This window comes from Pseudomonas sp. FG43, assembly GCF_057809175.1.
Genome location: NZ_JBMDJL010000035.1, coordinates 1 through 22,180 on the forward strand (window position 1 = coordinate 1; position 22,180 = coordinate 22,180).

The 22,180-nt window shown below is 59.7% G+C and carries 19 protein-coding genes; 12 read left to right on the top strand and 7 right to left on the bottom strand.

Annotated elements, in window-relative coordinates; all coding sequences use genetic code 11:
- Positions 1 to 139: 139 nt before the first annotated feature.
- The gene (locus ACODS3_RS26295) at positions 140 to 1,684 is read right to left on the bottom strand and encodes a histidine kinase (protein ID WP_304575673.1); all 1,545 of its coding nucleotides are present in this window, start codon (positions 1,682 to 1,684) and stop codon (positions 140 to 142) included.
- 129 nt (positions 1,685 to 1,813) lie between these two features.
- Here ACODS3_RS26295 and serB point away from each other — a divergent pair, with 129 nt between their 5' ends.
- A complete protein-coding gene (serB, locus tag ACODS3_RS26300) occupies positions 1,814 to 3,028 on the top strand; it encodes a phosphoserine phosphatase SerB (protein ID WP_201018200.1) in 1,215 nt (404 codons plus the stop codon).
- A gap of 48 nt (positions 3,029 to 3,076) precedes the next feature.
- Here the strand turns inward: serB and ACODS3_RS26305 are convergent, their stop codons facing one another.
- From ACODS3_RS26305 to ACODS3_RS26320, 4 genes are all read right to left on the bottom strand, one after another.
- The gene (locus ACODS3_RS26305; protein WP_201001755.1) at positions 3,077 to 4,861 is read right to left on the bottom strand and encodes a molecular chaperone; all 1,785 of its coding nucleotides are present in this window, start codon (positions 4,859 to 4,861) and stop codon (positions 3,077 to 3,079) included.
- Positions 4,862 to 5,134: 273 nt separating this feature from the next.
- Positions 5,135 to 5,998 carry an archaetidylserine decarboxylase gene (asd, locus tag ACODS3_RS26310; RefSeq protein ID WP_489036973.1) on the bottom strand — a complete coding sequence of 288 codons (864 nt, stop codon included), beginning with the start codon at positions 5,996 to 5,998 and terminating at the stop codon, positions 5,135 to 5,137.
- Positions 5,999 to 6,046: 48 nt separating this feature from the next.
- Positions 6,047 to 6,862 carry a rhodanese-like domain-containing protein gene (locus tag ACODS3_RS26315; RefSeq protein ID WP_489036975.1) on the bottom strand — a complete coding sequence of 272 codons (816 nt, stop codon included), beginning with the start codon at positions 6,860 to 6,862 and terminating at the stop codon, positions 6,047 to 6,049.
- A 44-nt stretch (positions 6,863 to 6,906) separates the two neighbouring features.
- Positions 6,907 to 8,442: an HDOD domain-containing protein gene (locus ACODS3_RS26320; protein WP_201018196.1), complete on the bottom strand. Its 1,536-nt coding sequence runs from the start codon at positions 8,440 to 8,442 to the stop codon at positions 6,907 to 6,909.
- A gap of 200 nt (positions 8,443 to 8,642) precedes the next feature.
- Between ACODS3_RS26320 and motA the strand changes: the two genes are divergently transcribed.
- Both motA and motB read left to right on the top strand, forming a co-directional pair.
- Positions 8,643 to 9,494 (top strand): flagellar motor stator protein MotA, encoded by an 852-nt coding sequence (gene motA / locus ACODS3_RS26325; protein WP_025258287.1) that lies wholly within the window; start codon positions 8,643 to 8,645, stop codon positions 9,492 to 9,494.
- Between the two features lie 3 nt (positions 9,495 to 9,497).
- Positions 9,498 to 10,514: a flagellar motor protein MotB gene (gene motB / locus ACODS3_RS26330; protein WP_201018195.1), complete on the top strand. Its 1,017-nt coding sequence runs from the start codon at positions 9,498 to 9,500 to the stop codon at positions 10,512 to 10,514.
- Positions 10,515 to 10,559: 45 nt separating this feature from the next.
- Here the strand turns inward: motB and rsgA are convergent, their stop codons facing one another.
- On the bottom strand, positions 10,560 to 11,591 hold the full coding sequence (gene rsgA / locus ACODS3_RS26335) for a small ribosomal subunit biogenesis GTPase RsgA (RefSeq protein ID WP_201001761.1): 1,032 nt from the start codon (positions 11,589 to 11,591) through the stop codon (positions 10,560 to 10,562).
- A gap of 107 nt (positions 11,592 to 11,698) precedes the next feature.
- On the opposite strand from rsgA, the gene orn reads away from it, so the two are divergent.
- Both orn and ACODS3_RS26345 read left to right on the top strand, forming a co-directional pair.
- Positions 11,699 to 12,232: an oligoribonuclease gene (gene orn, locus ACODS3_RS26340; protein ID WP_201001762.1), complete on the top strand. Its 534-nt coding sequence runs from the start codon at positions 11,699 to 11,701 to the stop codon at positions 12,230 to 12,232.
- Positions 12,233 to 12,331: 99 nt separating this feature from the next.
- Positions 12,332 to 12,943 carry a trimeric intracellular cation channel family protein gene (locus ACODS3_RS26345; protein ID WP_201001763.1) on the top strand — a complete coding sequence of 204 codons (612 nt, stop codon included), beginning with the start codon at positions 12,332 to 12,334 and terminating at the stop codon, positions 12,941 to 12,943.
- A gap of 48 nt (positions 12,944 to 12,991) precedes the next feature.
- Here ACODS3_RS26345 and queG read toward each other — a convergent pair whose 3' ends face one another.
- Positions 12,992 to 14,074 carry a tRNA epoxyqueuosine(34) reductase QueG gene (gene queG / locus ACODS3_RS26350; RefSeq protein ID WP_489036980.1) on the bottom strand — a complete coding sequence of 361 codons (1,083 nt, stop codon included), beginning with the start codon at positions 14,072 to 14,074 and terminating at the stop codon, positions 12,992 to 12,994.
- Between the two features lie 63 nt (positions 14,075 to 14,137).
- Here queG and ACODS3_RS26355 point away from each other — a divergent pair, with 63 nt between their 5' ends.
- The 7 genes from ACODS3_RS26355 (at position 14,138) to hflX (ending at position 22,100) form a co-directional block, all read left to right on the top strand.
- A complete protein-coding gene (locus ACODS3_RS26355; RefSeq protein WP_489036982.1) occupies positions 14,138 to 15,634 on the top strand; it encodes an NAD(P)H-hydrate dehydratase in 1,497 nt (498 codons plus the stop codon).
- The gene (gene tsaE / locus ACODS3_RS26360) at positions 15,622 to 16,092 is read left to right on the top strand and encodes a tRNA (adenosine(37)-N6)-threonylcarbamoyltransferase complex ATPase subunit type 1 TsaE (protein WP_201018191.1); all 471 of its coding nucleotides are present in this window, start codon (positions 15,622 to 15,624) and stop codon (positions 16,090 to 16,092) included. Before ACODS3_RS26355 ends, tsaE begins: the two co-directional genes overlap by 13 nt.
- A 2-nt stretch (positions 16,093 to 16,094) precedes the next feature.
- Positions 16,095 to 17,522, top strand: coding sequence for an N-acetylmuramoyl-L-alanine amidase (locus tag ACODS3_RS26365; RefSeq protein ID WP_201001767.1), 1,428 nt, complete (start codon positions 16,095 to 16,097; stop codon positions 17,520 to 17,522).
- Entirely contained in the window at positions 17,522 to 19,462 is a 1,941-nt protein-coding gene (gene mutL, locus ACODS3_RS26370; protein WP_236250191.1) for a DNA mismatch repair endonuclease MutL, read from the top strand. The genes ACODS3_RS26365 and mutL overlap by 1 nt, the downstream gene beginning before the upstream one ends.
- Positions 19,463 to 20,434, top strand: coding sequence for a tRNA (adenosine(37)-N6)-dimethylallyltransferase MiaA (gene miaA / locus ACODS3_RS26375; RefSeq protein ID WP_201001768.1), 972 nt, complete (start codon positions 19,463 to 19,465; stop codon positions 20,432 to 20,434).
- 91 nt (positions 20,435 to 20,525) lie between these two features.
- Positions 20,526 to 20,786 carry an RNA chaperone Hfq gene (gene hfq / locus ACODS3_RS26380; RefSeq protein WP_025258296.1) on the top strand — a complete coding sequence of 87 codons (261 nt, stop codon included), beginning with the start codon at positions 20,526 to 20,528 and terminating at the stop codon, positions 20,784 to 20,786.
- Between the two features lie 12 nt (positions 20,787 to 20,798).
- Complete coding sequence (gene hflX / locus ACODS3_RS26385) at positions 20,799 to 22,100, top strand: ribosome rescue GTPase HflX (RefSeq protein ID WP_201001769.1); 1,302 nt, start codon at positions 20,799 to 20,801, stop codon at positions 22,098 to 22,100.
- The last annotated feature ends 80 nt before the right edge of the window (positions 22,101 to 22,180 follow it).

Below are 22,180 nucleotides of genomic sequence, written 5' to 3' on the forward strand. Positions count from 1 at the left end.
GCGACAGCCCGGTTTCAGGCGCTGAAAATGTGTTGCCTGTAAGTTGGTCGTCGCGGCCAAGGCCCCTCCCACAGGTGAATATATATGCCTTAACTGATCGGCATTAATTCTACACCGCGCCCAGTGGGAGCGAATTCATTCAGGCCTTGTGCGTCTCATGCATGCGCGCCAGCTGGCGTTCCAGCATCGACGGGTAGGGCTCCATCAGGCGCTCGACGCAGCAGGCGCCTTCCGGGCTGGCAATCGGGCGGATGCGGGCGCGCTGGCGGATCAGGGCGTCGTCGTTGATCTTGCGTTCCACCAGCAGCAGGTTGCGGCTGTGCTGGGACAGCGCCAGTGCGTCCTGGGCGGTTTCGGTCAGCAGCAGATCGATCTGGCTCAGGCCGGACAGGCCTTCACCCAGCGTCAGGCCCAATTGCAATTGCAGCGTGATGCCACTGTCGGCAACTTCGATCTGCAAGGCGTGGCTCAATGCGCGCAGCAACTCGCCGCAACAGATCGCATTGGTCAGGTAGTCCTCACCGCTTTCCTGGCTGTGGAACAGCATCAACGTGCTGCCGTCATTCAAGGTATGCAGCTCGCTGTCATACAGCGACGCGGCCTGATCGAGGCAGTCACGATAGCGTTGCAGCAGATCGGTCAGGCGAGCGCGAGGCAGGCGGCGCAGTTGATCCTGAGCGCCCAGTTGCACGGCCAGCACGGCGCTGTGTTGGGGTTCGCTCGGAGTGGACAGTGCCGAAGCAGGGCGAATGGCCGGTGCGTTGCTGGAGCTATCACGAAGATCGGCAAACGGATCTTCCTCGTCCTCTTCATCTTCTTCGGCCACGAAGCGGCGTTGCGCGGGAGGTGCGATCACACGAGGCTTTGGCGTTTCATCGAAGCTGGTATCGCGAGCTGAAAATGAAGGCGCAGGTTTCTCGTCCTCAGGCTCCAGATACGCATCGTCGTCTTCGCTGTATTCGGGTTCCGGTGGTGTTTCAGGTTCTGGAACCGGTGGTGCGAAGGAGGAGCGCAGTTGACGCGCCAGATCGCCGATTTCGTCCTGGCGGTCGGTGGCAGGTGTGTAAGGGTCGATATCGCGCAGCCAGATCCGCAGTTGCAGCAGTGGCGTGGAGATATGGCGACCCAGACGCAGGCTCAGGGTCAGCGCCAGAGCGAGCAGGATGCCAGCCAGAATACCCATGCTTTGCAGGCTGATGGTCATGGGCTGCTGGAATTGCGTCATGTCCAGGCTGATACGCAGGTGACCGGCCATCACGTCCTGGAAGGTGATCTTTATTTCATAAAGACCCTGGGCTTCACCCAGCAGGCTGTTTTTTGGACGTTGACCGGCCTCCGCGAGAATGCGGTTATCCACGCTATAGATGGCAGCGTGGGCCACCAGCGGGTTCTTGACCAGATTGCCCAGCAGCACGTTGAGGCTGAGGATGTCGTTGGACACCAGCAGCTCGGTCGCCGAGGTTGCGGTCTGTGTGGTCAGGGCCTGCCCCAGTGCGTCGGCCTGTTCGTGCATGGCCTGCTTGAATTGCAGGCCCATGACGCCGGCGTAGATCACCAGCGCCAAGGCGACCAGGATCACGTTATGGCTGGCAATACGCAAAGCAATCGGTACACGGCGGTGGCGCAGCGCACGAAAGATCAGCAGGAAGAAATTATCGGTTTTAACGGGCGTGGGCCGGTTCACAGAGCACGGCTCTTTCGGTGAAGTTGCGCGCAGTATAACGACCGTCCCAGTAGCGGCAAAGCGCTGGCTGTGCCCGGCGGTCACAGAAAGTGGTTAGAATGCGGTTTTTTTCCACTGCTGGGGTGCGCCTTGCGCGAAATCGTCCTGATTAACATCACTGGTGTCGACCGTCCGGGTCTCACTGCGGCCATCACTGGCGTTCTTGCCCAGGGGGGCGTGAACATCCTCGATATTGGTCAGGCGGTGATCCATGACACCTTGTCGTTTGGCATCCTGGTCGAAATCCCGGATACCGAACAGGGTTCTTCCGTCCTCAAGGACATCCTGTTCACGGCCTACAAGCTCGATCAACAGGTACGTTTCACTGCGGTGTCCGAAGAGGATTATCAGCAATGGGTCGACGGGCAAGGCAAGGCACGGCATATCGTGACCCTGCTGACGCGCAAGGTCACTGCCGAGCAGTTGCAATGCGTCAGTTCGATCACTGCGAAATACGGGCTGAATATCGACCATATCGATCGCCTGTCCGGGCGCATGCCCCTCGACACCCCGGCTGACAAGGGCAAAGGCTGCATCGAGTTCTCCGTGCGCGGCGAGCCTGCTGACCCCAAGGCCATGCAGGCCGAGTTCCTCAGTGTGGCTCAGGACTTGAACGTCGATATCGCGTTCCAGCAGGATTCGCTGTTCCGTCGTAACCGCCGTCTGGCCGTGTTCGACATGGATTCGACCCTGATCGAAGCCGAAGTCATCGATGAACTGGCCAAGGCGGCTGGCGTCGGTGAGCAGGTCTCGGAAATCACCGAGCGCGCCATGCGTGGCGAGCTGGATTTCCGTGCCAGCTTCAAGGAGCGCCTGGCTTTGCTCAAGGGGCTGGATGTGAACGTGCTGGATGAAATCGGTGCGTCGCTGCGTCTGACCGAAGGCGCTGAAACCCTGTTTGCCGAACTCAAGCGCCTGGGCTACAAGACGGCGATTCTCTCCGGCGGCTTCACTTACTTTGCCAAGCAGTTGCAAGCCAAACTGGGCATCGACTATGTGTTTGCCAACGAGCTTGAGGTGGTCGACGGCAAGGTGACGGGCGTGGCCGTCGAGCCGATTGTCGATGCGCAACGCAAGGCCGATCTGCTGCGTGAGCTGGCGAACAAGGAAGGTTTGAGTCTGGAGCAGACCATCGCGGTGGGTGATGGCGCCAATGACTTGCCGATGCTGGCGATTGCAGGTCTTGGGGTGGCGTTCCGTGCCAAGCCGTTGGTCAAGCAGTCTGCCAGGCAGGCGATCTCGACTTTGGGTCTGGACGGAGTTCTCTACCTGCTGGGCTTCCGCGACCGTGAGGGGCGAGGCTGATAAGCCCGTCCTGTGTGGCTGTCGTAACCCTCTGAAGGGTTGCGACGGCTACAGCGAACTCCACAACGAATCGAATTCCTGCCCCGGCTTCGGTTTCTCGCTTTCCGTCGCCTTGGGCGCATCGTAGATCTTGTACTCGAACTGGTTATAGCTGGCGCTGCTGATGTGCCGATTGCTCAGCGCTGCGCGACGTTCTTCGCCGTTGACGTTGATCATCACCTGGCTGCCTTCCTGAAACGGCAGGCGTGGAGCCAGAACTGTCGGCGGCTTGCCCATGGCGCGTACTTCCGGAAGCATCAGGGTGCGCAGGTACTGGCTGTTCTGTTCTTCACGTATCAACTGCATGCCACAAGGCTGGGCAAACGGGGCGATCAATTCGATACCCATCTGGGTGCCGCCGCTGCGCACCTGCCTGACCCAGCGCACGATGGCGATGCTCCAGCCCTGACCGGCATCATCCTGAATCCCCACCAGTTCGCCAGCCTGTAATTGTGGCGGGACGTCCTTGGGCCATGCCAGGCAATAGCCGCCTGGGCTGTGGTTGACGATGTTCAGCTCGAAAGTCGCAAAGATATTCTGGGCATTGGAGGCTGACTCACTGTCGCCCTCCGCTGACTGATATTCGATTTCCTCGAAGGGCAGCAAGACCGACGAGGTGTTGCCGCGATGGGTATCGAAGGCGTTCGACCACGGATCGTCGGCGTTATCGTTGACCACCTTGAGGCTGAAATCCGCAACGCTGGCCGCGGCAGGCAGCAGCAATTGCTCGGTGAACGATTTCTGCCCGCCGACGTAATAGTGCAGGGCGCTCATGCCGATGCACAGCTTCAGCGTGCCCTGGCCTACGGTGCGCTGAAAGGTGCGCTCGGCTACATCGCCCCAGGCCGCTGCCAGATGTTGCAGCAGATCGGTGGTGACGCGAGGCGGGATAAGCAGTTTTGACTGCGAGCGCTGATCGGCAGGCAGTCCCAGGTATCTGTTGATCGCATCGGCCAGCGCGCGTGAGTTTATCCCCAGAAGCTTGGGCAGTTGCTCCTCGGCGAACAGGGTGCGGTACATCGGTGGCTTATCGGACGCAGGGTCCAGCGCGAACAGGCTGTTTTCATCGGCAGGCGACTGTAGCGTGACCATCGCGCTCCATGCTTCCAGTGATTCCGCCATCTTGCCGATATTCAACTGGCGCATCTGATTGCTGCGTGAGCAGCCCATCAGCAATGCGACGGCATAGGTCTGTTCGACGCTCAGGGTGCGAGTGTGGGTGCCCAGCGGTTCGTTCACCGGCGTGGTGTGCAACTGGTACTGGCGTGCGATCTGATAGATATGGTGCAGCTCAAGCCACAGACCGTCCTGAACCGGGCAATACAACTGGCTGGCGCGGATCAGCGGGCCGTTGAGCGCATGCATGGCGCGTTGCAGCGCGGTGGTGAGCAAGGCACCTTGTTCCTTGCTGTAGCGCGCCGCCACACTCTGGATGATCTGTTTGTAACCGGTTGCCAGATGATTCTGCAGGGCCTGGCAGAGGTTGGCGACCTTGCGCGGACGCTCATCGAGCACGATGGCCTGATTGAGAAAGTGCCGTTCCAGATGGCTGCAGACGAAATAGACTTCCGGGCGCAGCAGCTCCAGCAATTGCAGGCGGTTTTCGCCGGGGGTCATCAACTGGTTGAGTTCGGACAGCCCTTGATAGAGCTGGCGGGCCATTTCGCCGATGTTTGCTTTGGGCAGGCTGGAGATCCAGCGTTTCAAGTCGCGGGGATTGGGTTCACAGAATGACAGGCTCGACTGTGTTGGCGTGGGGGCACGCAACAACAGAGGTAAGCTCAAATTACTCATGTGACAGGCAAACTCCAGCTACTCCACAGGCCCGAACGGTGGCTTTTGTTGACGAACTTCAGACATCTTCGCATTGAGATGTATCGCGTATACGCCAATTAAAGTGCGCTGCCTCCTGCAGCACCGATAGCGCGACTTTAACAGCATCGACACGTTCTCGCAGCTTTTGTGGCCTGATGCCAGTATTTGCCTGCTTTCCTGAGAGCACAAGCCTGAAGGCACAAACTCCGACGAGCTTGTGCCTTCAGGTCATCGTTCAGGTCAACGCAATGTTCAGGCCTGAGTCGCAGTTGCCATGGCTTGTCCCATTTGCACCTTGGAACCGGCGGTCAGTTCCTCGGCCCACTTAACCTGATCCGGGCCAAACAGCACGATAGCGGTCGAGCCCAGTTTGAAGCGGCCCATTTCTGCGCCTTTTTCCAGGTGGACAGGCGCACGTGCCGCTTCGTCGTAGCTCACGGTCTTCAGTTCGCGCTTGGGTGGCGTGACCAGCCCGGCCCAGACTGTTTCGACCGATGCAACGATCATTGCGCCGACCAGTACTACGGCCATCGGGCCGCGCTCGGTGTCGAACAGGCAGACCACGCGCTCGTTACGGGCGAACAGTTCTGGAACATTCTCGGCTGTAGTCTGGTTTACCGAAAAGAGGCGGCCTGGCACGTAGACCATTTCGCGCAGGGTTCCGGCCAGCGGCATGTGTACGCGATGGTAGTCCTTGGGCGACAGATAGACAGTCGCAAACTGGCCGCCCATGAACGGCGCGGAGAGTTTCGGATCGCCGCCCAGCAGCTCAAGTGCGCTGAAACTGTGACCCTTGGCCTGGAAGATGCGGCCATGCTCGATAGTCCCCAGCTGGCTGATGGCACCGTCGGCCGGGCAGAGGATTGCGCCGGGAGTGGTGTCCAGAGGGCGAGCGCCGGGTTTCAGGGCGCGGGTGAAGAAGTCGTTGAAGTGCTCGTAGGCGGTGAGGTCTTCGACCAGGGCCTGAGACATGTCCACCTGATAGCGGCGCGCAAACCAGGCAGTGAAAGCATTCTTGAACCAGCTCACTCGGCATTCGGCAACATAGCCAGCCAGGCGAGACAGAAAATGGTGAGGCAGCAGGTGCTGACTAAGGATGAACAGACGCTCTTTCATTTATATTCCTAAAGCTTGATGGAGGTGCCGACTCGTTTGGAGCTGATCTCACTTCTCGATCGGGGTGTCCGGATGATTGCCCCATTCACCCCAGGATCCGGCGTAAGCCTTGACCCGTGGATAACCGAGTGCCTTGGCGATCAGGTAAGTGAAGCCTGAGCGGTGGTGGGTCTGGCAATGGGTGATCACTTCCTTGTCGGCGGTGATGCCCAGGTTTTCCAGAATCTGCGGCATGTCCTGGCGGATGCGCAGGTTGCGGGTCTTGTCCATGCCGGCAGTCCACTCAAAGTTGACTGCGCCAGGGATATGACCGCCTCGGGCTGCCACAACCTTTTCCCCTGAATATTCGGTCGGACCACGTGCATCCCAGATCGCCAGATCGGCGGCACCGAGGCGCGACTGCACGTATTCGCGGGTTGCCGTGGGTTCGCCATGCAGGGTCAGGGTGACGGGAGTGCTTGCAGCCGCAGGCACATCGGTGGTCAGCGGCAGTGACTGCGCTTCCCAGGCCAGCAGGCCGCCGTCCAGATAGTGGTAACGGGTGTGGCCGATGACATCCAGTAGCCAGATGAAGCGTCCGGCCCAGCCACCGCCCTCGTCGTCATAGACCACATAGACGGCGTCCGGATTGTGGCCAAGTTCGCTGAACAGTCTTTCGAGATCCCCATGAGCTGGCAGCAGGCCTGGCGCAGGAGGCTGGCCCAGTTGGGTACGCTTGGGATCGACGAAGCGGGCGCCGCGGATATGACCAGCCTCGTAACGGGCGCTGCTGGTCAGATCGACGAGGATCAGTTGCGGGGCGTCAAGGCGCTCAAGCAGATCTTGTGGCTCGATGACCAACGGCAAACCAGTGAAGACGGACATTTGCAGCCTCCGATAAAGAGAAAGTGCGAATTGTACGCCAGGCCTCAGGCTTTGCGTTGGCTAAAGATGGCCAGTGATCGTTCAATACATTGCGCGGTTTTTCCGAATGCCTGAACGGATATTTCCGACAATGGACCGCCTCCCTGGTCGGCGACCACCAGCAGCAGGACTCTGCCGTTGTTACCCAGCGAGCGGATCAGCCAGTGCTCTCCTTTGAAGATGCCTTTCAGGGCTGCGGGCAGCAGTGCAGAAAACTGTGCGAGGTTGGTCGGGGTGATCCGCAACTGGGTCGGCTGCGTCATCAAGCGTTGCAGGAGCGTGCTTTCTTTTATGGAGAACTGCAGGCCCGAGACTTCTTGCGGCAGGCCACCAGCCAGATGCACGCGCAGCACGCTGCCTGTCTTGTCCGCCATCAGCAGCATGACCCGCTGCATGCCGCAGGACATCAACGTGTCGCGAGCGGTCGTGGTCAGGTGGATGGAATTGATGAATGGCGTGGGTTCGACCAGCAGTTCGGCACACTGCTTGCGCCATTGTTGCAGCGCGTCGGCCGTCGGTGGTGGAGCGATCTCGTTGTCACGCCTGATGCGCCGGGCATCCCAGGGCCAGATCAGCGATTCGGCCGGATGCCACAGATCTGCTTCCGAATGCACGCGGGCACTGCTGGCGGCGTTCTGGTGGATCTGTTGCTGAACTTCATCCAGTGGCTGTTGCAGATAAAGGCTTGCGAGTCGCTCCCAGCGCAGGCAGTGAGGGCTGTTCCACGCCTGCTGGGCAGACAGCGCCACGCCATTGCCCAGCAGCACGGTATTGGCCGGTTGATTCAGCCAGCGGCGCAGGTTCGGATCGGCGTCCATCAGTTGCTGCTGGCGCAACGGGTCGTGATCTTCTCGGGCGATGTGCAGGGCCTTGACCAGCTCACGTCGCTCGTTGATCAGCACTTTATAGCCGCGGGTCACCCAGACCGGCAGGCGCCAGAACTCGGCCAGCGCCAGGCACAGGTCCAGCAGGCTGACGCCGAACAGCTCCTTCTCGACCACACGGCTGGGCTCGCCTTTGTGAATGACCCGCACTTCCCAGTCCTCCAGAAGTTTGGGGTGCGCGAGTGCCATGGGCCACAGCGGCGACAGAAACAGCAGGCTGCCCAGATGAATGTCCTGCCACAGGCGCGCAAGCCGGCTGGCGAACAGGCCGTTGGCCTGTTGCGTGGCATGCTGGCTGATAAGGATCAACTGGCGGAAGGCGGCCGGTATGTCCTGGGGTTCCCTGGCGGGCAGGCGACCGAGCAGGACTTCGGTACGTGCCAGTCCCAGGCGGTTGATTGCAATCTCAAGGCTTTCAGCCGGTTCCACCATGCCATGGCTCTTGTGGTTGGCTTCACGCAGCACGCTCAATACCAGTTCCGGGCTTTCCTGCATCATGTCGGCGATGTCGCGCAGCGAGCGGCGGCTGTCTTTCAGAGCTTCGCGCACATGATTGTGGTTCACCACCGGGATGGGCAGGTCCACGGCATCCAGATGCCTGATCCAGGCATCGAGTGTTTTGGGTATCGAGTGCTTCACAGAGCTTGCGGTCGACATTGGAAGGCCTTTACAGCTGATTTTTTTAAGCAGCGCAGGCTGCGATTCTTAGGGGCTGGACAGCTGTTTTCAAGCTCTTGTTCAAGGGCCGAACTGGTTTTTAACAAGAACTGACTATAGTCTGGACCAATGAGGCCGATACGTAGAATAAGAGTTTCCGCACATGTCCCTGAACCCGACTCGATAAGTATTTTCTACCTATGGCTAAAATTATCGGCATCATCGTCGTTTTCGCGAGCGTGCTCGGCGGATACGTTCTATCCCACGGTCAGGTCGCAGCACTGTTTCAGCCTTATGAAGTGCTGATTATCGGTGGTGCGGCTCTGGGTGCATTCCTCCAGGCCAACCCTGGCTATATGACCATGCACGTCTTCAAGAAATCCTTGCAGATGTTCGGTACGCGCTTCACACACGCTTACTACCTCGAAGTGCTGGGGCTGGTCTATGAAATCCTCAACAAGAGTCGTCGCGAAGGCATGATGGCGATTGAAGGGGATATCGAGGAGCCGGCTTCCAGCCCGATCTTCGCCAAGTACCCTGGCGTGCTCAAGGATGCACGCATGACGGCCTACATCTGCGATTACCTGCGGATCATGTCGTCGGGCAACATGGCGCCCCACGAACTCGAAGGCCTGTTCGACATGGAATTGTTGAGCATGAAGGAAGAGCTTGAGCACCCTTCCCATGCCGTCACCGGTATCGCCGACGGTATGCCCGGTTTCGGTATCGTGGCAGCGGTACTGGGTATCGTGATCACCATGGCTTCCCTGGGCTCCGGTGACAAGGCCGCCATCGGTATGCACGTAGGTGCGGCTCTGGTAGGTACTTTCTTCGGTATTCTGGCGGCCTATGGCTTCTTCGGCCCGCTGGCCACTTCCCTGGCTCACGATGCCAAGGAAGAAATGAACGTCTACGAATGCATCAAGGCTTCCCTGGTGGCTTCGGCTTCCGGCATGCCGCCTTCACTGGCCGTGGAGTTCGGTCGCAAGGTTCTGTATCCAGCGCACCGGCCCAGCTTCAGCGAGCTGGAACAAGCGGTTCGCGGTCGTTAAGCCATGGAAAATAATCAGCCGATAATCATCAAGCGCGTAAAGCGCTTTGGTGGCGGACACCACGGTGGCGCCTGGAAGATTGCCTTCGCTGACTTTGCGACAGCGATGATGGCGTTCTTCCTGGTGCTGTGGCTGCTGTCTGCTGCTACGCCCGAGCAGTTGATTGCGGTCGCCGGTTACTTCAAGGACCCGGTCGGCTTCACTGACAGTGGCTCGCCTTATGTGATCGACCTGGGCGGCTCGCCTGAGATGTCGCCTAACCAGACCCTCAACCCCGAGGTCAAGACCACGCCGTCCCCGGATACCGTGCCTATCGAGTCGGATACCTCCGAATCCAAGGCCGAGCAGGTCGAGCAAGAGCGTCTGGAGATGCTGTTGCAGGAACTGCAGAACAAGGTTGAAGAGAACCCGCAACTGCAGAAGTTCAAGGACCAGATCCTGTTCGAGATCACTCAGGATGGCTTGCGGATCCAGATCATGGATGCCGATAACCGGCCTATGTTCGACTCCGGCAGTGCGCGTCTGAAGCCGTATTTCGAGGATATTCTGCTGGCCATGGCCGACACCATTCGCACGGTGCCGAACAAGATCAGTATCAGCGGTCACACCGATGCCAAGCCATATGTGGGCAGCGGTGAGTTCGGTAACTGGGAGCTTTCGGCAAACCGTGCCAACGCTGCGCGTCGTGCGCTGGTGGCAGGTGGTTATCCTGATCCGCAAGTGGCACGGGTGGTGGGATACGCTTCTTCGGCGCTGTATGACCGTGAGCATCCGTTCAACCCTGTGAACCGTCGTATCGATATTGTCGTGCTGACCAAAAAGGCCCAGCAGCGTATCGAAGGTGATCAGAATACCGGCGGTGCGCCGCAGACTCAGCCTGCTCCGGCAGCGCCTGCGGCTCCGGGAGCGTCCACGACTGCGCCACCCGATCCGCAGGCCTATGCCCAGCCTCATGAAATTCGGCAAAAGCTGAATATCTTCGAGGAAGGACAGTTACGGGCTGAACCGGCCAGGAACTGACAGATGCAAAAACGCCGCGATCATCGCGGCGTTTTTGTATGGGTTTCAGTAGCTGTCTTGCGGCAGGCTGGCAATGATCGAGCGGTAACTGTTCATGCGCTGCTGCTGTACGCGGCCATCTTCAAGAGCCTTGAGCAGGGCGCAGCCCGGTTCGCGGTCATGCTTGCAGTCGCGGAAACGGCAGGTGCCGATCAGGTCGTTGAACTCGATGAAGCCGGCTTCCACGTCGGCGCGGCTGACATGGCCCAGACCGAATTCGCGGATACCCGGTGAGTCGATCAGGTCGCCGCCACGGGGGAAGTGGAACAGGCGTGCGGTGGTCGTGGTGTGCGTGCCCTGGCCGGACAGCTCCGACAGCGGGCCGACACGTGTCTCGACTTCTGGCAGCAGGCTGTTGACCAGCGAAGACTTGCCCACGCCGGACTGCCCTACGAATACGCTGATATGGCCGTCGAGGCGGGTTTGCAGTTGTTGCATGCCGTCGCCCTGATGCGCCGACACTTCCATGACTGGATAACCCAGTGTCCGGTACACCGCCAGCAAGGCATTGAGCGCCGGAGCGTTCTGCTCGTCGATGAGGTCTGCCTTGTTGAGCAGCAGCAAAGGGTGAATGCCGGCATGTTCGGCTGCAACCAGATAACGGTCGATCAGGTTGGCGTGAGGCTCGGGCATCGGCGCGAAGACAATCACGATCAGGTCGACGTTGGCCGCTACCGGCTTGAGCTGGCCGCGAGTGTCGGGACGGCAGAGTTCTGTTGTGCGTGGCAGTTGCGCCACGATAACGCCGATACCCTGATTGCCGGCACGCCAGACAACCTGATCGCCGGTGACCAGCGCTGGCAGGTTGGCGCGCAAGTGGCAGCGGAAAACCTGGCCGCGTTGTTCGCCGTCCTGGGCTTCGACTTCAACCTGGACCCCGAAGTGAGCGATTACCAGGCCGGTTTGCTCAGGGCCGAGGTCGCCGCCCTCCAGGGTTTCCAGAGCCAGCGTCTCGCGTTTTGCAGCGCGGGCAGCGCGCTCGCCCTGGATCTTTTCGATGCGCCAGTTCTGGCGGCGATTGAGTTGGCGTTTGGCCATGGGTGTTCCGAGTTGATGAAGCGAATGATTGGGTCTTACATTGAATCGGGCGGAGTCTAGCATGCCGGGGTGAGCTAAACTGCCCGGCTACACCAAGGAGTCGACACATGCAGAACAAGCAAAACCTGATCTGGATCGATCTGGAAATGACAGGCCTGGACCCGGACACCGATGTCATCATCGAAATGGCAACGATCATCACCGACAGTGAGCTCAACACCTTGGCCGAAGGGCCGGTGATTGCCATTCACCAGAGTGATGAAACGCTGGCCAGGATGGACGAGTGGAATACCCGTCAGCATGGTGGCTCGGGCCTGACCCAGCGGGTGCGCGAAAGCACCATCAGCATGGCCGAAGCCGAAGCACAGACCCTGGACTTCATCAAGCAATGGGTCCCGGAGCGCAGCTCGCCGATCTGCGGCAACAGCATTTGTCAGGACCGCCGCTTTCTGTATCGCCACATGTCGGCGCTGGAAAACTACTTCCATTACCGCAACCTCGACGTTTCCACGCTCAAGGAGCTGGCTGCACGCTGGTCGCCGGAGCTGCGCTTCAAGAAAGGCAACACCCATCTGGCGCTGGACGATATTCGTGAATCGATTGCCGAGCTGCGTTTCTATCGCGAGCATTTCATCAAGTAATGAATTGCAGCATGAGTGTGGCGAATAAACCTCGTCGCACTCTTTCAGTGCGTTGATCCGCTGGTTAGACTGCGCGCCTTTGTCGCAGGTGTGGTCGCCATGTTGCTGATGCTTTATCTGATTGCCATCACGGCTGAAGCCATGACGGGCGCCTTGTCTGCCGGGCGTCGCGGCATGGACTGGTTTGGCGTGGTACTGATCGCTTGCGTCACCGCGCTGGGCGGCGGCTCGGTGCGTGATGTACTGATCGGGCATTACCCGCTGACCTGGGTCAAGCACCCGGAATATCTGGTCCTGACCAGCGTGGCTGCGCTGGTGACCATCTTCATCGCCCCCTTGATGCGCCATCTGCGCTCGCTGTTTCTGGTCCTCGATGCTCTGGGGTTGGTGGCTTTCACACTGATTGGTTGCATGACAGCTCTGGAAGCCGGGCACGGCATGCTGATCGCAGCGGTCTGCGGCGTTATCACCGGCGTGTTCGGCGGCATCCTGCGGGACATCTTCTGCAACGACATTCCCCTGATCTTCCGGCGCGAACTCTACGCCAGCGTGTCATTCCTGGCGGCCTGGTGTTTCCTGCTGTGCCGCTATCTGGAACTGCCAACCGAGCAAGGCATCCTGATTACCCTCTTCGGCGGCTTCCTGCTGCGCCTGCTGGCGATCCGCTTCAAATGGGAAATGCCGAAGTTCATCTATAAGGATGAACACTAGTAGGAGCGAATTTATTCGCGAAGCCCGTTTTCGCGAATAAATTCGCTCCTACATTGGGTGGTGTTGTTTCAGTGCCCATTCCACATGCTCGCGCACCATCTCTGACGGGTAATCGCGGCGGGCTTCCAGGGCCTGGAGGACGGGGATGGTGGAGGGCGCGTTACCCAGTCCTACTGCCAGATTACGCAGCCAGCGTTCATAACCGGCACGTCGCAGTGGCGAACCTTCGGTATTGCTGAGGAATTTTTCTTCATCCCAGAGGAAGAGTTCGGCCAGCCCTGCATTGTCCAGGTTGTGGCGTGGCTTGAAGTCGCTTTGGGTTGTCGGGCGGGCAAAGCGGTTCCAGGGGCAGACGATCTGGCAGTCGTCACAGCCGAATACCCGGTTGCCGATCAGGGGGCGCAGCTCTTCGGGAATGGACGTCTTGAGTTCGATGGTCAGGTAAGAAATGCAACGCCGGGCATCCAGCACGTAAGGGCCGACGAATGCAGCGGTGGGGCAGATGTCCAGGCAGGCCGTGCAGCGCCCGCAATGTTCGGTCGCGAGAGGTGCATCCACAGGCAGCGGTAAGTCCACGAACAGCTCGCCGAGGAAGAAAAAACTGCCTGCCTTGCGATTGAGTACCAATGTGTTCTTGCCGATCCAGCCCAGCCCGGCCTGTTCGGCAATGGCCTTTTCCAGCACCGGTGCGCTGTCGACGAATGCTCTGAAGCCAAACGGGCCGATAGCCTGCTGGATACGCTCTGCCAATTGCTGGACACGCTTGCGCACCAGCTTGTGGTAATCGCGGCCCAGGGCGTAACGCGAGACGTAGGCTTTTTCCGGCTCGGTCAGGCGCTGAGCCATTTCGGTGTCGCCCGGCAGATAGTCCATGCGCAGCGACACCACGCGCAACGTGCCCGGTACCAGTTCATCCGGGTGGGAGCGTTTGCTGCCGTGGGCTGCCATATAGTCCATTTCGCCGTGATAGCCCGCTTCGAGCCAGCGTTCCAGGTGCTGCTCATGCTCTGCCAGGTCGAGTCCTGATATACCGACTTGCTGAAAGCCCAGCTCACGGCCCCACTCCTTGATCGATTGCGCAAGGCTGGTGAGGTCGTCGGAGGTTGGAAGTTCAGCAGTAATAGCAGGCATGTGCAGAGAGAAACCGGGTCCAAGGTGCGTATAATTCTGCCAGACATCGGAGCCCGGATACGCATGTTCGACACTAAACCTCATTTACCCGACGCGCTGTACAGCGCTGCGCAGGTCCGGGACCTCGATTCCCGGCTGATCGCTGCGGGTACGCCGGGCCTGGAATTGATGCAGCGCGCCGCCCATGCGACCTGGCGGGCGGTGCGTCGGCAGTGGCCGCAGGCTGGTGAATTGACAGTGCTGACCGGGCGCGGCAACAACGCCGGGGACGGGTATCTGGTGGCGTCCCTGGCCCGGAAGGCTGGCTGGCGGGTGAGGGTGCTGGCTGTCGGTGATCCGGCTGCGCTGGCGGGCGATGCGGAGACGGCCCACGGTGAGGCTGTCGCAACAGGTGTCGATATTCAGCCATGGTCCGCGCAACCGCTGGCCGGTGTGGTGCTGGATGCCTTGCTCGGCACAGGCTTGAGCGGCGAGGTGCGCGAGCCTTATCTGTCAGTGATCAATGCGATCAACGCCAGTGGCTTGCCGGTCGCGGCGGTGGATATCCCGTCAGGCTTGAGTGCCGATACCGGGCGCACCCTGGGTGTTGCCGTACGTGCCGACCTGACCGTGACCTTTATAGGGTTGAAGCTGGGGTTGCTGACGGGCGATGCGGCGGATCTGGTCGGAGAGTTGGTTTTCGATGATTTGCAGGCTGACTCAAGTCTGGTCGCGCAAACGCCCATCAGCGCGAAACGCCTGGATACATTTAACCTGCCGGCGCTGACGCCGCGTCCCCAGACAGCTCACAAAGGCCTGTATGGGCGTGTCCTGGTCATCGGCGGTGATCACGGTTTTGGTGGCGCTGCCTTGCTGAGTGCCGAAAGCGCCTTGCGCAGCGGCGCCGGCATGGTCACCCTTGCGACCCGTAGCGAGCATGTGTCTGCTGCATTGGTGAGAATGTCTGAAGTCATGAGTGCTGCCATTCGCTCAGCCAATCAGTTGCTGGCTTTGATCGAGCCAGCCGCTGTGCTGGTGGTCGGTCCCGGATTGGGGCAGGCGAGTTGGGGGCGCAGTCTGTTGTCGGCAGCGGCTGATGCCGGGCGACCGCAGGTCTGGGATGCCGATGCCTTGAATCAATTGGCGGGTGGCTTTGTGAGCCTGCCGGAAAACAGCGTCATTACCCCGCATCCCGGTGAGGCTGCGCGGCTTCTGGGGATCGGCACCCAGGAGGTCCAGGCGGATCGCCCGACGGCGGCTCGTGCCCTGGCCCGTAAATTCAATACCGTTTGTGTACTCAAGGGCAGCGGCAGCCTGATTGCCGATGTCGATGGACGCCTTGCCTTGTGTGATCGCGGTCATCCCGCTATGGCTACCGCAGGCCTGGGCGATGTGCTGGCCGGCCTGATCGGCGCGCTGATGGCGCAACACATGACGTCATTCGATGCGGCGTGTCTCGGTGTCTGGCTGCATGCCCGCGCCGGAGAACAAGCCGGTGTTTCAGGTCGCGGGCTGGCGGCAAGCGATACAATTCCAGCCATTCGTCAGTTATTGGAGGAGCTACAACCGTGTCTGAGTTAACGCTGCATTTGACTGGCGAAGAGGCCATGATGGGCTTTGGCTCGCGTCTGGGTCAGGTCACCCAGGGTGTGGGCGTCATTTTCCTTGAAGGCGACCTTGGTGCAGGCAAGACCACGCTTTCCCGGGGCCTCATCCGCGGGCTCGGGCATGTCGGCGCAGTCAAAAGCCCTACGTTCACGCTGGTCGAACCCTATGAAATCGGCTCGATACGTGCCTTTCACTTCGACCTGTATCGTCTGGTTGACCCAGAGGAACTTGAGTTCATGGGCGTGCGGGATTACTTCGATGGGGATGTTCTCTGCCTGATCGAATGGCCTCGGCGCGGCACGGGCTTTTTGCCAAAGCCTGACCTGACCATTACCATTAGGCCGCACGAGCAAGGTCGGTCTGTAACATTGAGCCCGCAAGGCTCGCGTGGCGAAACCTGGTGTGCCACTTTGGCGTTGGAATTCAAATAGATATGGGGTTAGGTATGCGCATGCGCGCGCTGGTTACTGTAGTGGGTCTGCTGGTGATGGCCGTGGCCGTCGAAGCGCTGGCTGCTACGCAAGTACGAAGTGTCCGCTTATGGCGTGCACCGGATAACACCCGGCTGGTTTTCGACCTGTCCGGGCCAGTCCAGCACAGTGTCTTTACTCTGACATCGCCTGATCGTTTGGTCATCGATATCAACGGTGCGACGCTCGCCGGGCCGCTGAACGTGGCAACGGCCAATACGCCTATCACCAGCATGCGTTCGGCTCAACGTACCCCGACTGATCTGCGGGTGGTCATCGACCTGAAAAAGGTGGTCACGCCCAAGAGCTTTACTCTGGCTCCCAACCAGCAATACGGCAACCGTCTGGTGGTGGACCTGTTCGACAATCCTGCTGATGCCAATCCGACTCCGACTATCCCGGATAACGTGGCCAATACCGCACCGGCTGTTCCCGTGAGCCCGGCCAAGCCTGAAATCAAGCTGGCACCCGTGCCCAACGGCAAGCGCGACATCGTGGTCGTGATTGATGCCGGCCATGGTGGTGAAGACCCCGGAGCCTCGGGTGGCAGCGGGCAGCAAGAGAAACATGTGGTGCTGTCCATTGCCAAGGAATTGCAGCGCCAGATCAATGGTGAAAAGGGCTATCGCGCTGAACTGACGCGCACCGGTGACTATTTCATTCCATTGCGCAAACGCACTGAGATCGCTCGGGCCAAGGGCGCTGACCTGTTTGTTTCCATTCATGCCGATGCTGCACCCTCCAAGGCGGCGTTCGGTGCCTCGGTCTTTGCCTTGTCCGACAAGGGCGCGACCTCCGAAACGGCGCGCTGGCTGGCGGACAGTGAAAACCGTTCCGACCTGATCGGTGGTGCCGGTGCGGTCAGTCTCGACGACAAGGACCGGATGCTGGCAGGCGTGCTGCTGGACCTTTCCATGACGGCTTCGCTGTCGTCGAGCCTGAACGTCGGGCAGAAGGTGTTGAGCAATATCGGGCGGGTGACTTCGCTGCACAAGTCCCGTGTCGAGCAGGCCGGATTCATGGTGCTCAAGTCCCCGGATATCCCGTCGATTCTGGTTGAGACCGGCTTCATTTCCAACGCCAACGAAGCGAACAAGCTGACCACTGCTTCTCACCAGCAAGCATTGGCACGCTCGATCAACTCGGGCGTCAAACAGTTCTTCCAGCAAAACCCGCCTCAGGGCACTTATATTGCCTGGCTGCGGGACAACGGCAAACTGGCGCAGGGACCTCGTACCCATGTCGTGCGTTCCGGTGAAACCCTGGCGATGGTGGCTGCCCGTTATGACATGAGCGTGGCGACCTTGCGCAGTGCCAACAACCTGAAGACCGATGCGCTGCGTATTGGCCAGGATCTGAGCATTCCGAGTGCGGAGGTCGCGGCGCAATAATGAGTGACCTCCTTCTCGATGGCGATCAATCCGACGCCGTGAATGCAGCAGTGAATGCTGCCCGAATCGAACTGCTCAGCCCTCGGCTGGCCAACCAGATCGCCGCGGGCGAAGTGGTCGAGCGCCCGGCCTCGGTCATCAAGGAACTGCTGGAAAACAGCCTGGATTCCGGTGCCCGGCGCATTGACGTCGATGTCGAACAGGCCGGTATCAAACTGCTGAAGGTTCGTGATGACGGTAGTGGTATTTCTTCCGATGACTTGCCGCTGGCGCTGGCGCGACATGCAACCAGCAAGATCCGCGAACTGGAAGACCTTGAGCGGGTCATGAGTCTGGGGTTTCGGGGCGAGGCACTGGCGTCGATCAGTTCCGTGGCGCGTCTGACCCTGACTTCCCGTACTCGCGATGCCGACAAGGCCTGGCAGGTCGAAACCGAAGGCCGTGACATGGAGCCGCGGGTGCAGCCCGCCGCACACCCGGTCGGTACTTCGGTGGAAGTGCGTGATCTGTTTTTCAATACCCCCGCCCGCCGCAAGTTCCTCAAGGCCGAGAAAACCGAATTCGACCATTTGCAGGAAGTCATCAAGCGCATGGCGCTGGCGCGTTTCGATGTCGCTTTCCATCTGCGTCATAACGGCAAGACCGTGCTCAGCCTGCATGAAGCCCATGACGAAGCGGCGCGGGCGCGTCGTGTCGGGGCAATCTGCGGGCCGGGCTTTCTGGAGCAGGCGCTGCCGATAGAGATCGAGCGCAACGGCTTGCATCTGTGGGGTTGGGTTGGCTTGCCGACTTTCTCGCGCAGCCAGGCCGACCTCCAGTATTTCTTCGTCAATGGCCGTGCCGTGCGCGACAAGCTGGTGGCTCACGCCGTTAGGCAGGCCTATCGCGACGTGCTGTTCAATGGTCGCCATCCGACGTTCGTGCTGTTTTTCGAGCTTGATCCGGCGGCAGTGGACGTCAATGTCCACCCGACCAAGCATGAGGTGCGTTTCCGCGACGGGCGCATGGTGCATGACTTTCTGTACGGCACCTTGCACCGTGCTCTTGGCGATGTTCGTCCCGACGATCAACTGGCCAGTGCGCCGATCCCTGTGGTCGAGCGTCCCAGCGGACCTCAGGCCGGGGAGTTCGGGCCGCAGGGCGAAATGCGTCTGGCGAACAACGTGCTGGAACAGCCGCAAGGCGAGCCTTATGCGCGACCGGCGTCTGGCGGTTCGGGTGGCGGCTATCAATATCAGTACTCACCGCGTCCGACAGCGGCGTTGCCTACGGCTGAGGCGCAAAGTGCCTATCGCGAGTTTTTCGCACCGCTGCCCGAGGCTGCGCCGGCTTCACTGCCCGAGTCGCAAAGCGATATTCCACCACTGGGTTACGCGCTGGCGCAGCTCAAGGGTATTTATATCCTGGCCGAAAACGCCCACGGGCTGGTGCTGGTGGACATGCATGCCGCCCACGAGCGCATCATGTATGAACGCCTGAAAGTCGCCATGGCCAGTGAAGGCTTGAGCGGGCAGCCGTTGCTGGTGCCCGAGTCGCTGGCGGTCAGTCAGCGCGAAGCCGATTGTGCCGAAGAGCATATTGCGACCTTCCAGCGCCTGGGCTTCGAGTTGCAGCGCCTTGGCCCGGAAACCCTGGCGATCCGGCAGATTCCAGCGTTGCTCAAGCAGGCCGAGGCTAACCGTCTGGTCAGTGATGTGCTGGCCGATCTGATGGAATACGGCACCAGCGACCGGGTTCAGGCGCATATCAACGAACTGCTGGGCACCATGGCGTGTCATGGCGCGGTTCGGGCCAATCGCCGTCTGGCCATTCCCGAAATGAACGCTCTGCTGCGCGACATGGAAAACACCGAGCGCAGTGGCCAATGCAATCATGGTCGACCAACCTGGACTCAGATGGGCCTGGACGATCTGGACAAATTATTCCTGCGCGGTCGTTGAATGAATGCTTTACCTCCGGCCATCTTCCTCATGGGGCCAACCGCTGCCGGCAAGACCGATCTTGCCATCGAGCTGACTAAAGTCCTGCCTTGCGAGCTGATCAGCGTCGATTCGGCGCTGGTCTATCGCGGCATGGATATCGGCACAGCGAAGCCTTCCCGTGAGCAACTGGCTGAATTTCCCCATCGTCTGATCGATATTCTCGACCCGTCGCAAAGCTACAGCGCCTCCGATTTTCGTACCGATGCCCTGGCCGCCATGGCCGAAATTACCGCACGGGGAAATATTCCTTTGCTGGTAGGCGGCACTATGTTGTATTTCAAGGCTCTATTGGACGGGCTGGCGGATATGCCGGCGGCCGATGCAGAAGTCAGAGCCGAGCTTGAAGCCCAGGCCAAGGCTCATGGATGGCAGGCGTTGCACGATCAGTTGGCCGCTGTGGACCCCGTGTCTGCGGCACGTATCCATCCCAACGATCCGCAGCGTCTGATCAGGGCTCTGGAGGTTTATCGAGTCAGCGGGATGAGCATGACTGCGCATCGCGAGCAACAATCTGAGCAAACTGCTCAAGCCGCAGCGTCCGGGCGTCAGCAATTGCCCTATACTGTCGCCAGTCTTGCGATAGCTCCGGCTGATCGCAAGGTGCTACATGACCGTATCGCGCTACGCTTTATGCAAATGCTGGATCAGGGGTTTCTGGACGAAGTACTGGCTTTGCGCTCAAGAGGAGACCTTCATTCGGGGTTGCCATCGATAAGAGCTGTCGGTTATCGCCAGGTCTGGGATCACCTGGATGGAAAGCTGACACGTGATGAAATGCAGGAGCGGGGCATCATTGCTACGCGCCAGCTGGCCAAGCGGCAATTCACCTGGTTACGCAGTTGGGAGAATTTGCACTGGTTGGACAGCCTGGCACGCGACAATCTGCCACGCGCCTTGAAATACCTGGGATCGGTCTCCATATTGAGCTGAGTCCTTGCAATAGCCGTCTATCCTTGGGGGGTGGCGGTTCAAGCCAATTGAATTCGTTTTATTATTATTGATCCTTAAAGGAGTGCGGCACATGTCAAAAGGGCATTCGCTACAAGACCCTTACCTGAATACCTTACGTAAAGAAAAGGTAGGGGTTTCGATCTACCTGGTAAACGGCATCAAGCTGCAAGGCACCATCGAGTCTTTTGACCAGTTCGTCATCTTGCTGAAAAACACTGTCAGCCAGATGGTCTACAAGCACGCCATCTCCACCGTTGTTCCTGTCCGTCCGATTCGCCTGCCTAGCGCTACCGATTCCGATTCGGGTGATGCTGAGCCAGGTAACGCCTGATAGGAGTCTGCCTTGTTCTTTGAGCGCCACAGTGGTGGTGAGCGGGCAATTCTCGTTCACTTGGATGGTCAGGACCCTGAGGCGCGCGAAGATCCGCAGGAGTTTCAGGAGCTGGCCATATCGGCTGGTGCCGATACCGTCGCGTTTATCAGCGTGCCGCGTCATCGGCCATCGGCCAAATACCTGATTGGCACTGGCAAGGTCGAAGAGCTTCGCGACCAGGTCAAGGTCGAGCAGGCCGATCTGGTTATTTTCAATCACACACTGACGCCCAGCCAGGAACGTAACCTCGAACGTGTCTTCGAGTGTCGCGTGCTGGATCGCACCGGTCTGATTCTGGATATCTTCGCGCAACGTGCGCGCACTCACGAAGGCAAGCTGCAGGTCGAACTGGCCCAGCTTGAGCACATGAGTACCCGTCTGGTTCGTGGCTGGACCCACCTTGAGCGACAGAAAGGTGGTATCGGTCTGCGTGGTCCGGGTGAAACCCAGCTCGAAACCGACCGCCGCCTGCTTCGGGTTCGCCTGCGGCAGATCAAGGCGCGCCTGGAAAAGGTTCGCAGTCAGCGAGATCAGGCCCGCAGAGGGCGCAAGCGTGCCGATATTCCTTCGGTTTCACTGGTGGGCTATACCAACGCCGGCAAATCGACGCTGTTCAATGCCGTGACCGATTCCGAGGTTTTCGCGGCCGATCAGTTGTTCGCAACACTCGATCCGACCCTGCGCCGCCTGCAACTCGATGACCTGGGGCCGATTGTGCTGGCCGATACCGTGGGTTTCATTCGCCATCTGCCGCACAAGCTGGTCGAGGCTTTCCGGGCGACGCTCGAAGAATCAAGCAACTCGGATCTGCTGCTGCATGTCATCGACTCCCATGAGCCTGAGCGCATGGCGCAGATCGAACAGGTCATGGCGGTGCTGGGCGAGATCGGGGCCGAGGGCTTGCCGATCCTTGAGGTGTATAACAAACTCGATTTGCTGGAAGGGGTCGACCCCCAGATACAACGCGATGCCGATGGCAAGCCGCAGCGTGTCTGGTTGTCTGCCCGTGATGGCCGAGGGCTGGACCTGCTCAAGCAGGCTGTAGCCGAGTTGCTCGGTGACGATTTGTTTGTGGGCACCTTGCGTTTGCCTCAGCGTTTTGCTCGACTGCGCGCACAGTTTTTTGAGCTGGGCGCGGTGCAGAGCGAGACGCATGACGAAGAAGGTGCCAGTCTTCTGGCAGTACGTCTGCCGCGAGTTGAATTGAATCGTCTGGTGAGTCGCGAAGGACAGCAGCCGCTGGAGTTCATTGAGCAACACACTTTGCAATAAAAGCGCGGTAAAGCCATTGTACGGCTTTAACGGGCATTCTGTAGCATTGGTCGGCGCGCCGTGGGCGCGTCTTTGCTTTA